The following is a 12,400-nucleotide window of genomic DNA, read 5'->3' on the forward strand; positions in this document are numbered from 1 at the left end:
AAGCCCCGAAGGGCCTTTCATTATTTTCGACCCAGCAGCAGGCCGAGAACAATACCGACCGCACCTGCTGCAACGAGGCCGGTGAGGGGATTATTTCTGACAGCTTCAGTAACGTCGGTAACGGCATCGCTGGCCTGCGCGGCATATTTTTTAGCTGCACCTTTGACCTGATGCTTGGGTGAATCTACAAAATCACCGAACTGCTGTTGCGCTGAACCTGCAAGTTCATCAAGTTTATTTTTTGCTTTGTCTTCAGCAAACTGGGTGTTTTTATCAGTACCGAAATCAGACATTTTTGCCTCCTTTTGTTGATAATTAAAGGATAGCCGCTCTTTGCAGATGTGGGAGGCGAAAGGTTAATTTCGGCACCTGACAGGGCTGTTTTAGGATATATCTCTATACCGGGAACCCGTTATTTCTCATTGTCATCCTGACCATAATACAGTTTCCCGATGCGGATCAGCGGGCGGCCCTGAGACTTACGATGCAGGTTACTGTCCCTGAGCGAATAAACGCACCCGCAGTATTCCTGCTGGTAAAACTGCTCCCGCTTGCTGATCTCAATCATGCGAGAGGAGCCGCCCTGTTTACGCCAGTTATAGTCCCAGTAAACCATACCCGGATAGCGCGCGGCAGCACGCTGGCCGCAGTCATTTATCTGCTGCATGTTTTTCCAGCGGGAGATCCCCAGCGAGCTGCTGATGACGCTGAATCCATTTTCTGCTGCATAGAGCGCCGTACGCTCGAAACGCATATCGAAGCACATGGTGCAGCGGACGCCACGCTCGGGTTCCCATTCCATGCCTTTCGCGCGCTCAAACCAGTTATCGGTGTCGTAATCGGCATCAACAAACGGCACGCCGTGTTTTTCCGCAAAGCGAATATTCTCCTCTTTCCGAATAAGGTATTCCTTTTGTGGATGGATATTAGGGTTGTAGAAGAAAATCGTGTAGTCAATCCCCGACGCCTGGATAGCCTCCATCACTTCACCCGAGCAGGGGGCGCAGCAGGAGTGCAACAGCAGCTTGTCGGCACCGTCTGGCAGGGAAAGTTGTGGGCGGATAAAAGGGGCTGTCGTCATGGCGTTCTGCACTATGTTTATGAAATTTATGGAAGGGTAGCATAAATTCAGAATCTGTTGAGGCGGGATAAAGGCAGGACAGAGCGATCCCGCGGGCGGGATCTTCTCCGATACCACGTGTCGCTATTCGGCAAATTTCAGCAGCGCTTCGGCATCAAGACGATAGCGAACCCATTCGGACTGCGGCAGCGCGCCTATGCTCAGGTAAAAATCAATGGCGGGCTGGTTCCAGTCCAGCACGCTCCATTCAAGGCGCCCGCACTGCCGTTTTACCGCGAGCTGCGCAATATGTTTCAGCAGCGCTCTTCCCGCGCCATTACCGCGATAGTCCGGTGAAACGTACAGGTCTTCCATGTAAATACCGTTGCGTCCGAGCCAGGTCGAATAGCTGGTGAAGAACACGGCATAGCCGGCGATCTTACCTTCATATTCCGCGATCAACGCTTCGGTTTTACCGCCGGTGCCAAAGAGCGTTTCCCGGATCTCCTCTGGCGTGGTCACCACTTCTTCCGGCGCTTTTTCGTACACCGCGAGCTCGTAGATCATGGCGTAAATTGCCGCTGCATCTTCGGGACGGGCCTGACGAATGGTTATGCTCATTGTTTTTCCTGTTTTTTAGCCTGTGTTTCAATTGATGGCGTTAAGCATACGGAGTATTGTCCGAAGAATTAAGTGCAATGAAATCAACAAATGATGAATATTATGCATCCGGTACTGAGACGTCTTGATTTAAACCTGCTGCCCGTTTTCGACGCGATTTACCGCCACCGTACCGTTCGGCTTGCCGCTGATGAGCTGGCGATGAGCACTTCAGCGCTGAGCCATGCGCTGTCGCGATTGCGCATCACCCTTAATGACCCGCTCTTTTTTCGGGAAGGGCATCGCATGTCCCCCACCGTGTATGCCTCTCAGCTTGCGCCTTCCATTGCTTCCGCACTGTCGTTCCTGAATCATGAGCTGACCCCGCAGCCGGAGTTTGATCCTGCCAGCAGTACCGAAAGCTTACTCATTGGGATTACGGACTTTACCGCGCTGTGCATTTTCCCGGCGCTGATGCACAAACTGCAGCTTGCTGCTCCGGGTTTGCGTTTCGAATTACGCTATCTTCCGCACAGCCCGGCGCTGACGGAACTGCTGGCGGGCGAAGTGGATCTCGCGCTGGGGTTCAGCACTCAGGATGATATCCGGCACCCGGAACTGGAAGAGATCGACTGGTTTGAAGATGAGTATGTGGTCATCAGCAACGCGCGCCGAACGCGTCTTACGCTGGAGGATTATCTCGCAGCCCGACACCTGGTGGTGACGCCATGGAATGAGAAGCAGGGCGTTCTGGACGTGCGGCTTGAGCAATTGGGCTATACCCGACAAATCGCGATCAAAACGCCGTCGATGCTCAGCGCGCCGTTTATCGTTGCGGAAAGCGACCTGCTGATGGCAATCCCCCGTTTTGCCGCTGAGAAGCTAGCTGCGGCAGCGGACCTGAGGATTTTTCCTTTACCGTTTTCGATACGCACGTTTGAGGTGAAAATTTACTCGCACAAACGCAGCGGACAGCGGGGCGCAACGCGCTGGCTTAAGGAGGCGCTGCAAACGCTGGCGCGTCATTCCGGGCTGTCTGGCTCCCGGGAGGAAAGTACGATATCGTAACTCTATGATTGAATCAGGAGTTCGCAGGAACGCCTTCGCAACAGGACGATAAATGATTGATGACATCCGTTATCTGATAGTGTTTGCAAAGATTGCTGAGGCAGGATCCATTTCAGGCGGGGCAGAAGCGCTAGGGCTTACAACTGCAACGGCAAGCACGCATTTAACAAAGCTGGAAAAAAATCTTGGCTGCGCGTTGCTCTACAGAAACACGCGTAAACTCTCTCTGACTCACGATGGCGCAAGCTTGCTGGAAACGGCCAAATCGATGCTGGCGCTTTATGAGCAGGGGGTCATTGAATTTAAGCAGCGTTCGATCTCAACGGCGAATAAGCTTACGGTTTCTCTTCCTGCCGTTTTTTTGAAGAGTGCGTTTACCCGCCATCTGGCCGATTTTATAAAACGTCATCCGGGCATTTTACTGAATATCTCTTACAGCGATACGCGCAGAGATATTATTGCCGACGGTATCGATGTGGCATTTCGAATCGGCGAACTTCCGGACAGTTCTCTTAAAGCGCGCCATCTTTTTGTGCTGCCGCGCCAGGTAGTCGCTTCCCGTGATTTGCTCAGTCATTACCCGACGATTACGCATCCTGATGACCTGGCGAAACTGCCGTGGATTGGACTTAATATGAGGCAGAATAACCGGGAATTCCGGCATAAATCTGGGGAGGTGGCTGTCGTAACGTATACGCCTGAGGTGTATGTAGATAATGTCGAAGCCGCGTATGCCCTTGCCAGGCAACAAATTGGACTCGCCGCACCTCCTCGCTATTTAAGCGAAGAGGACGTTAAGCGTGGAGAAATGCAGGAAATACTTCCTGACTGGTCATTAGAACCGCTGAAAGTGTATGCCGTATGGCCTTCTAATATGTCGACCAGCAGTATTGCCTACAAATTGATTAATGATATTTATAACGCGATTGAGTTTCACACGTTATAAAGGTTTTAAAATGCTAAAGAGAGCATGTAGCACGCCGTAATAAGCAGCAGCCCACCCATCAACACGTTAAACGTACGGAGATGCCGTGTGCTCCTGAGCAGCACCGACACCTTTTCTCCCATCAATGCCCATGCCGAAAGCGACAGGTAACAGACTAAAAAATAGATTGTTATAAAGACGAGTGCTGTCGCAGGGTTTGCGGGTTCTGAAAACAACGCTGCCCCTGAAGCGCACGCGGTCCATGCTTTGGGATTGATCCACTGCATGACAAAACCCTGAACAAAACCGGGTGAATCCGTTTTGGTTAATGACATATCGGGCCGGGACGATGCTATCCTATAGCCCAGATACATAATAAATAAAGAACCGGCAATATTAAGATAACGGAAAAATACAGGATATTTTTCGATTGCAGCGTAAAAACCGAAACAAATAAAGATAAGTAATAACGTAAACCCTATCGTTGCACCGGAGACAAATGAGAAGGTATTTTTAAAACCGTGAACGGCACCAGACGATATAATCACCATATTAACCGGGCCAGGAGAAAATGAAAGCGTCAGTGAAAATATAAACATTGTAAAAAGTAACAGCATTTTATCTCCGTGGGTTGGCTTATCTGCATTAGAGGTACCGCGACTATTAAGTCACGACTTTACTGGTTATGTTTCTGAATACTATCTGGGAACGTACGACAGAGTAAGTGGCCTTTATCTAAAGGTGTGTTTGATTTTTTGCTCCGACCGCGCAGGCGCGGGTGGCCCATTAGTGATAGGGTTTCCGTTATTTACTCTGTGGTCTGCGAGGGCGACTCGCTGGCTTGCGACGCAGGCTGGCAGGAGACTGTAGGCCGGGTAAGCGCAGTGCCGCCCGGCAGAAATGGCGGTTAATAAGGGATAGTCAATTTAACGGCAGATAGATATCGGTTTGCAGCGCATGTTCCGGCACCTCGTGAATAAAGTTGAGGTAGTGGAAAAATACCGGGGCATCACGCAGCGTTTCGCCGCTGGCCGGTAGCCAGTCGCGAAACATCGCCCACACCGTGGCGGAAATGGTATCCAGCGAGCCCGTGTGACGCCCGACGGCGTAACGACCACCATCGATTTCACCGCTGAAAACCCCAAATTCATTCTCTGGTATTGCTTCAGAGGTACTGCCACAGATATCAAAACGAAAGGCTTCTGCGGGTGTGGTTGCCGGGTCATCCCAGGCAATGCCAAACGTGCTGCTTTCGTGTACTGGCGATAGGCCCGTGCTTTTACGCCAGGCAATAAATTTCGCCGCGCTGTCATTAACCCGTTCCGGACTGCCGCGGTGCTGCAGCATTGCCACTTGGGTCTGTGGGAAATTTACAATCTTAATTTCCATCGTTTTTTGCTCCTGAAAGGTCATTTTAGGTACGCGCTGGTGCCAGTTCAGCCAGTCCGGCTGCTGCCGAAACTGACGCGGGCTTTTTCCAAACGCGTTTCTGAAGGCGCGACTGAACGATTCAGGGCTCTGGAACCCGGCATCGAGCGCAATATCAATCACCTTATCCTGAGGGTTAAACGCCAGTCGCCAGGAAGCATGACGCAGGCGTAGCCATTGGATATAGCGATATAAAGGCTGGCCGCTAAACGCCAGAAACTGCCGGTGAAAATGATAAGGCGAACAGCAGGCTAACGCGCTGAGCTTCTCCAGCGTGAGCGGTTCATCAAGATGGCGGGCGATATAGTCGCACACCATCGTGAAGCGCTCGCGGTAAGCCGTTTTGATTGCATCGTTCATTGCATCCTCCTGATGACCTACTTTGCATCAGCGAACGGCCAGAATCCTGACCGATCTTGCTAATTATGGAGAAGTTATACTGGCCGCATATCGTTGTGCCGCAGCAATCGCCCTCTCGTCAAAAATATACTGTTCGAAATGATGACTCGCATCGGTGACGCGATATATTTTCCATTTACCGTCTTCATTGCGCAGATACACGTTTAACCGCAGTTTTTGCCCATTACCTGCACCCAGTTCGACGTTAACAACTTTTCCGGACACCGAGTTTATCGCGTTGCTTACGCTTAGGTCAGGGATCCACTCCGCCGCATAGTCTTGCGTATAGGTAAAATAATCAGAACCGATAATTTCTTGTTCATAGAGAGAGGAAATTTTTTGCAGTCGGGAGAGCGTGTCTTGCGCAATATAGTCACGCATTTTTGGTGAATCGAGATTATCTTCTTTGCTGTCTGTAACGAAAGCAGTGAGGTAAAACGTGTAAAAGTCATGAGTACGTTTTTCCGGCGCATCCATTTGCGTTGAACATCCCGTTAGTAACAGGCACATCAAGAGAACGTAACGCATCAGCTTTTCCTGTAAATTTTGTAAGCAGGGCGTGAGGAGCGATATCCCGGGCCACCCCACATATCTCTTTGTCTGAAGTCAGAGTACCAGGTAGTGCCGTCATAAATTGCCATGTGACCCGCAGGATTACCTCCAGCATAAGGCTGAATAACAACCACATCGCCTTCCTGTAATGTTTCACCTTGCCCTAAAACTCGAAAACCTGCCCGTTCAAGGTTACTGCCATAGTCTTTTGCGTTAGGTGCATTGCCAACATCCACGCCACCTGCACGTATTGCCTTACGCGTATATTCTCCACAGCGTTTTTGCGATGAAGTTCCTGCATTTTGGCGTGCATGCAGGGCCGCTGCGTGTTTGTTCCATGCCATGTGTTAACTCCTGTTGTATATGAAATCGTCACTAAACAACGGAAGCTACAATCCGGTTAGGCAAATAATGTCATTAAAAAATTATATATTTCAGAAGATTATCTCTTTTTGAAGTTTGGTTCGCTTGGTTGATGATATGCGGTAGATACGCTGATGTTGCAATGGAAACAGAAGGTTTACATCGAGATAAAAGTTAAATACCATACCCCCCTATAGTATCAGGAGGGCGTATGCCGCATTCACCCGAAGATAAAAAACGTATTCTTACCCGCGTCCGTCGCATTCGGGGACAGGTTGATGCCCTTGAACGCGCGCTGAAGTCGGGCGACCCCTGTCTGGCCATCCTGCAGCAAATCGCCGCCGTGCGCGGGGCTGCCAATGGCCTGATGGGCGAAATGGTTGAAATTCACCTCAAAGATGAGCTGGTAACGGGGGAAACCACGCCGGATCAGCGAGCCGTACGCATGGCGGAAGTCGGCCATTTGCTGCGCTCTTATCTAAAATAAACCCACACACCTGACAAGAAGGGAAGACATATGAAATCTCGCGCTGCAGTTGCATTTGGTCCCGGCCAGCCGCTGAAAATCGTTGAAATAGACGTGGCACCGCCGAAGAAAGGCGAAGTGCTGATCAAAATCACCCATACCGGCGTGTGCCATACCGATGCGTTTACGCTCTCCGGTGACGATCCGGAAGGCGTCTTCCCGGCGGTGCTGGGTCATGAAGGCGGCGGGATAGTGGTGGAAGTGGGCGAGGGCGTGACCAGCCTGAAGCCGGGAGATCACGTGATCCCGCTGTACACGGCGGAGTGCGGCGAGTGTAAGTTCTGTAAATCCGGTAAAACCAACCTCTGTCAGGCGGTTCGCGCGACTCAGGGGAAAGGACTGATGCCGGACGGCACCACCCGTTTCTCGTATAACGGCGAGCCTGTTTATCATTATATGGGCACCAGCACCTTCAGCGAATACACCGTTTGCGCGGAGATCTCGCTGGCGAAGGTGAACCCGCAGGCGCCGCTGGATAAAGTCTGCCTGCTGGGCTGCGGCGTGACCACCGGTATTGGCGCGGTGCATAACACGGCAAAAGTCAAAGAGGGCGATACCGTTGCGGTATTCGGTCTCGGTGGCATTGGTCTGGCGGTGATTCAGGGCGCGGTGCAGGCAAAGGCCGGTCGTATCATCGCGGTGGACACCAACCCGGAGAAATTCAAGCTGGCGGGTGAAATGGGCGCGACCGATTTCGTGAACCCGAAAGATCACGAAAAACCGATTCAGGACGTCATCGTAGAACTGACAGACGGCGGCGTTGACTTCAGCTTTGAATGTATCGGCAACGTGAACGTGATGCGTTCTGCGCTCGAATGCTGCCACAAAGGCTGGGGCGAGAGCATCATCATTGGCGTGGCCGGTGCGGGTCAGGAGATTAAAACCCGTCCATTCCAGCTGGTGACCGGGCGCGTGTGGCGCGGTTCCGCCTTTGGCGGCGTGAAGGGCCGTACCCAGCTGCCGGGGATGGTTGAAGATGCCATGGCCGGCAAGATCCAGCTTGACCCGTTCATCACCCACCGTTTACCGCTGGAGCAGATCAACGAGGCGTTCGATCTGATGCACGAAGGAAAATCCATCCGTACCGTCATTCATTTCGGCGACAAGTAACTCTTCTGCCAGCGGTTTTTCGCCGCTGGCGTTTCTTTAATAATCTTCTCTAAAGTGTGACCAGTGCGGCGTTTTTAGCCGTAATCTAAATCCCAACCGTGCCGATGACTATCTAACAGGCGTGTTTTTGCGCATCTTACCTACAAGAGAGTCGACGGTCATGGACAACACTACTTCGATGCTGGCGCAGCGCAAGCTGGGCTTCTTGCATCACATCAGGCTGGTTCCGCTGTTTTCCTCCATTCTCGGTGGCATTATTCTTCTGTTTGCCTTGAGCTCGGGTCTGGCGGGGTATTTCCTGCTGCAGGCCGATCGCGATCAGCAGGATGTCACATCCGAAATTCAGGTGCGTATGGGGCTGTCGAACAGCTCAAACCATCTGCGAACCGCGCGTATCAATTTGATCCACGCCGGTGCGGCAAGCCGCATCGCGGAGATGGATGCGATGAAGCAGAACATCAGAGAGGCGGAAACGCGCATTAAGCAGTCCCAGGAGAGCTTTACCGCCTATATGAATCGTGCCGTGCGTACCGCTGAGGACGAAGCGCTGGATGCTGACCTTAAATCGCGCTACGACGCCTATATTGCGGGTCTGCAGCCGATGGTGAAATTCGCCAAAAACGGCATGTTCGAAGCGATAATCAATCACGAAAATGAAACGGCCCGCCCGCTGGATGACGCGTACAACGCCGTTCTGCTGAAGGCGATTAAGATTCGTACCGACCGCGCAAGTGCGCTGACGGCGCAGGCGCACAGCCGCACGCAATTGGGCCTGATGTTTATGGTGGGCGCGTTTGCGCTGGCGCTGGTGCTGACGGCGATGACCTTTGTTGTGCTGCGCCGTACGGTAATCAATCCGCTGCAGCGGGCAGCGAAACGTATCGAGAATATCGCCAAAGGCGACCTGACGATGCCGGACGATGTGGCCGGGCGCAGCGAAATTGGCCGCCTGACGCGCGATCTGCAAACCATGCAGCACTCGCTTGAAAACACCGTGGGCACCGTACGTCAGGGGGCGGAGGAGATCTACCGCGGCACCAGCGAGATTTCAGCCGGTAACACCGATCTCTCTTCGCGCACCGAGCAGCAGGCCGCAGCCATTGAGCAAACCGCCGCAAGCATGGAACAGCTTACCGCGACAGTGAAACAGAACGCCGATAATGCCCATCATGCCAGCAAGCTGGCGGAAGATGCCTCCGGTAAAGCCAGCCGTGGCGGACAGATGGTCTCCGGCGTGGTCAAAACCATGGGCAATATCTCCACCAGTTCGAAAAAGATCTCTGAGATTACCGCCGTGATTAACAGCATTGCGTTCCAGACCAATATCCTGGCGCTTAACGCGGCGGTAGAAGCCGCGCGTGCGGGTGAACAGGGGCGCGGGTTTGCCGTGGTGGCAAGTGAAGTCCGTACTCTTGCAAGCCGCAGTGCGAATGCCGCAAAAGAGATCGAAAGCCTGATCAACGAATCGGTTTCGCTGATCGATCAGGGCTCCGGTGAAGTTGTCGCCGCCGGTCATACCATGAATGAAATCGTCGATGCGGTTAAACGCGTAACCGACATCATGCTGGAGATTGCCGCCGCGTCCGATGAGCAGAGCCGCGGTATTGTGCAGGTGAGTCAGGCGATTTCCGAGATGGATAAAGTGACCCAGCAGAACGCCTCGCTGGTGGAGGAAGCCTCCGCCGCGGCGGCGTCACTGGAGGAACAGGGCGCGCGGCTGACCGAGGCGGTTGGGGCGTTTCGTTTGAGCGGTGCAAAGTCGGGCCGGGCGGTGGTGTCTGCGCCAGCGGTGAAGAACGCGCCGTTGCGCCCTGCGGCGACGGTATCCGGGGAAAACTGGGAGACGTTCTGAGTGGCGTGTTGTGTCGGGTGACGCTTCGCTTACCCGATCTACCAAATCTGACCTACAAAAAAAGGGACCTTTCGGTCCCTTTTTCACATCTTACTTTTTATCGGGTAATGCGTACGCGATAACGTAATCACCGCGATCCGGCGACTGGCGAGCGCCCCCGGCGTTGATGATGATGTACTGTTTACCGGTTTTCGGCGACACGTAGGTCATCGGGCCGGACTGGCTACCGACAGGCAGACGGTCTTTCCAGATCTCTTTCCCGGTGGCGGTATCAAACGCGCGCAGGTAGAAATCCTGCGTGCCGGCGAAGAACAGCAGGCCGGACTGGGTCGAGAGCGATGCGCCCAGCGTCGGCATACCGATTGGGATTGGCATGTGCATGCGAATGCCCAGCGGGCCGGTATCTTCCACCGTGCCGACAGGCACCTGCCACACCAGCTTGCCGGTTTTCAGGTCAACGGCTGACATGGTGCCAAACGGTGGCTTCTGGCACGGAATGCCCAGCGGCGACAGGAAGCGTTCGCGCATCGCGCCGAACGGCGTGCCGTCCATCGGTACGATACCCATCTCGATGCCGCTTGCGTTTTTCGCCACGTTAGCGCGCGGTACCATGTAGTTTGCCAGGCCCAGGCGCATATCGTTGACGAACATCAGGCTGTTGTTCGGGTCAACGGAGACGCTGCCCCAGTTCATCCCGCCGAGAGAGCCAGGGAACTGCAGGGAACGGTCGAGACCCGGCGGGGTGAAGACGCCCTGATGACGCATCTCTTTAAACTGAATGCGGCACAGCAGCAGGTCGACAGGCGTCGCCCCCCACATGTCGGATTCGGTCAGCGTCTGGTTGCCAATCATCGGCATACCAACGGAATACGGCTGGGTCGGAGAATAGCGTTCACCTTCAACGTTCCCCGCCGGAACCGGACGTTCTTCTACCTTCGCCACCGGCTTGCCGGTTTCGCGGTTAAGCATGAAGATCATGCCCTGCTTGCTGGTCTGCACCAGCACAGGCGTGGTGCCGCCTTTACCGTCCGGCAGGTCGTACAGCAGCGGCTGGGAAGGCAGGTCGAAATCCCACAGGTCGTGGTGGGTCGTCTGGAAATGCCAGCGCACCTGACCGGTGGTCGCGTCAACGGCGACGATGGAAGAGCTGTATTTATCGTCGAGCGCGGTACGTTCACCCGCCCAGAAATCCGGGGTGGCGTTGCCGGTTGGCAGGTAGATCAGGTTCAGCTTAGCGTCGTAAGACATCGCTGACCAGACGTTCGGCGTGCCGCGGGTGTAGGTCTGGCCTTCCGGCGGCAGGCCGGTCAGGTTCGGATTACCCGGATCCCACGCCCACGCCAGCTTACCGGTGTGCACGTCGTAGGCGCGCACCACGCCCGGCGGTTCGCCGGTGGAGAAGTTATCCGCGACGCGACCGCCGACGACAACGACATTCCCGGCGACAAGCGGCGTTGAGGTTTGCTGATAGTAGCCGGGCTTAATTTCGCCCATGCCGACGCTCAGATCCACGGTGCCATGGTCGCCGAAGTCTTCGCAGACCTTGCCGGTATCCGCGTTGATGGCAATCAGGCGGGCGTCGGTGGTCGGCAGGAACAGGCGGCGAGGGCAGGCCGCAGGCTGTGCTTCTGCCTGTGACGTTGTCACGCTTGAATGGTCTTCAAAATAGCCCAGACCGCGGCAGCGCTGCCAGTTAGGCGCCGTGGCTTTGGAATCGTAGCGCCATTTTTCTTTGCCGGAATCCACGTCCAGCGCCAGCACCTTACTGTATGGGGTACAGACATACAGCGTGTCGCCAACCTGTAAGGGGGTGTTCTGATCTTCCGCGCCGGAGCCGTTGCTCTGCGGAATATCGCCGGTGTGCGCAATCCAGGCGACTTTCAGATCGCTGACGTTTTGCTTGTTAATCTGGTCCAGCGCGGCAAAACGGTCGCCGTGGGTGGTATTGCCCCAGTGCTCCCAGTTCTTTTGCTGCTCGCCGGGGGCGACGGGCTTGACCGGAACGGCCTCGTTCGCGGCCACCAGGGTTTGTGGCTTAAACATCCAGCCCAGGCTGACCAGCATGGCCACCGCGAGCACGGCCGCGACGCCAAAAGCGGGTGCCTTGTTCGCGGCGCTGTGGTTCGCAGCTCGCAGGAAAGGCCAGACGATGGCGCAGAGGAAGGCCAGTACGGCAAAGGTAAACAGGCGAGAGAAGAGCGGCCAGAAATCCCAGCCCGCATCGCTTACCGCCCAGAACAGCGAGGCAATAAAGGCGATGCTGTAAAGCACGATCCCGCTGGTGCGATTGAGGAAAATCAGGATCGCGGCAATCACCATGACCACGCCCATTATCAGGAAGTATCCACTTCCGCCTACGGTGGCGAGCTTAAAGCCCAACCCGCCGACCGCCAGACCGATGAGCATCATCAGTCCGGCAAGAAGCCACTGCAGAATACGAGGTATCCCGCGCGGCGCGCTGCCAAATGCCATGTCTTTCTCCTTTCGATCCCCCCGCCGTGTCGGATGTGTACCAGT

At 54.5% G+C, this 12,400-nt stretch carries 13 protein-coding genes; 5 read left to right on the forward strand and 8 right to left on the reverse strand.

Features of this window, described 5'->3' with window-relative positions; genetic code table 11:
- Positions 1-20: 20 nt before the first annotated feature.
- The 3 genes from N037_RS04420 to N037_RS04430 all read right to left on the reverse strand — a co-directional run bounded on the left by N037_RS04420 (position 21) and on the right by N037_RS04430 (position 1,681).
- Positions 21-293: a DUF883 family protein gene (locus N037_RS04420; protein WP_032639327.1), complete on the reverse strand. Its 273-nt coding sequence runs from the start codon at positions 291-293 to the stop codon at positions 21-23.
- 119 nt (positions 294-412) lie between these two features.
- Positions 413-1,081, reverse strand: coding sequence for an epoxyqueuosine reductase QueH (locus N037_RS04425; RefSeq protein ID WP_023335645.1), 669 nt, complete (start codon positions 1,079-1,081; stop codon positions 413-415).
- A 123-nt stretch (positions 1,082-1,204) separates the two neighbouring features.
- On the reverse strand, positions 1,205-1,681 hold the full coding sequence (locus N037_RS04430; RefSeq protein WP_032639332.1) for a GNAT family N-acetyltransferase: 477 nt from the start codon (positions 1,679-1,681) through the stop codon (positions 1,205-1,207).
- Positions 1,682-1,771: 90 nt separating this feature from the next.
- Between N037_RS04430 and N037_RS04435 the strand changes: the two genes are divergently transcribed.
- Positions 1,772-2,728 (forward strand): LysR family transcriptional regulator, encoded by a 957-nt coding sequence (locus N037_RS04435; RefSeq protein ID WP_050511214.1) that lies wholly within the window; start codon positions 1,772-1,774, stop codon positions 2,726-2,728.
- Between the two features lie 52 nt (positions 2,729-2,780).
- Entirely contained in the window at positions 2,781-3,674 is an 894-nt protein-coding gene (locus N037_RS04440) for a LysR family transcriptional regulator (protein ID WP_032639335.1), read from the forward strand.
- 5 nt (positions 3,675-3,679) lie between these two features.
- On the opposite strand, the gene N037_RS04445 is transcribed toward N037_RS04440, so the two are convergent.
- From N037_RS04445 to N037_RS23455, 4 genes are all read right to left on the reverse strand, one after another.
- Positions 3,680-4,270, reverse strand: coding sequence for a LysE family translocator (locus tag N037_RS04445; RefSeq protein WP_032639338.1), 591 nt, complete (start codon positions 4,268-4,270; stop codon positions 3,680-3,682).
- Between the two features lie 304 nt (positions 4,271-4,574).
- Complete coding sequence (locus tag N037_RS04450) at positions 4,575-5,441, reverse strand: AraC family transcriptional regulator (RefSeq protein WP_032639340.1); 867 nt, start codon at positions 5,439-5,441, stop codon at positions 4,575-4,577.
- Between the two features lie 63 nt (positions 5,442-5,504).
- Positions 5,505-6,008: a YbjP/YqhG family protein gene (locus N037_RS04455; protein WP_032639342.1), complete on the reverse strand. Its 504-nt coding sequence runs from the start codon at positions 6,006-6,008 to the stop codon at positions 5,505-5,507.
- Positions 6,008-6,376, reverse strand: a complete 369-nt coding sequence (locus N037_RS23455) for a hypothetical protein (RefSeq protein ID WP_023335652.1) — start codon at positions 6,374-6,376, stop codon at positions 6,008-6,010. The genes N037_RS04455 and N037_RS23455 overlap by 1 nt, the downstream gene beginning before the upstream one ends.
- A gap of 230 nt (positions 6,377-6,606) precedes the next feature.
- Here N037_RS23455 and N037_RS04460 point away from each other — a divergent pair, with 230 nt between their 5' ends.
- The 3 genes from N037_RS04460 to N037_RS04470 all read left to right on the forward strand — a co-directional run bounded on the left by N037_RS04460 (position 6,607) and on the right by N037_RS04470 (position 9,883).
- Positions 6,607-6,882, forward strand: coding sequence for a metal/formaldehyde-sensitive transcriptional repressor (locus N037_RS04460; protein ID WP_032639344.1), 276 nt, complete (start codon positions 6,607-6,609; stop codon positions 6,880-6,882).
- Between the two features lie 30 nt (positions 6,883-6,912).
- Complete coding sequence (locus N037_RS04465) at positions 6,913-8,031, forward strand: S-(hydroxymethyl)glutathione dehydrogenase/class III alcohol dehydrogenase (protein ID WP_029740540.1); 1,119 nt, start codon at positions 6,913-6,915, stop codon at positions 8,029-8,031.
- 160 nt (positions 8,032-8,191) lie between these two features.
- Positions 8,192-9,883, forward strand: coding sequence for a methyl-accepting chemotaxis protein (locus tag N037_RS04470; protein WP_032639347.1), 1,692 nt, complete (start codon positions 8,192-8,194; stop codon positions 9,881-9,883).
- Positions 9,884-9,973: 90 nt separating this feature from the next.
- Here the strand turns inward: N037_RS04470 and N037_RS04475 are convergent, their stop codons facing one another.
- Complete coding sequence (locus N037_RS04475) at positions 9,974-12,355, reverse strand: glucose/quinate/shikimate family membrane-bound PQQ-dependent dehydrogenase (RefSeq protein WP_032639349.1); 2,382 nt, start codon at positions 12,353-12,355, stop codon at positions 9,974-9,976.
- Positions 12,356-12,400: the final 45 nt, after the last annotated feature.

The organism is Enterobacter sp. EGD-HP1, from assembly GCF_000733275.2.
Lineage (GTDB): Bacteria > Pseudomonadota > Gammaproteobacteria > Enterobacterales > Enterobacteriaceae > Enterobacter.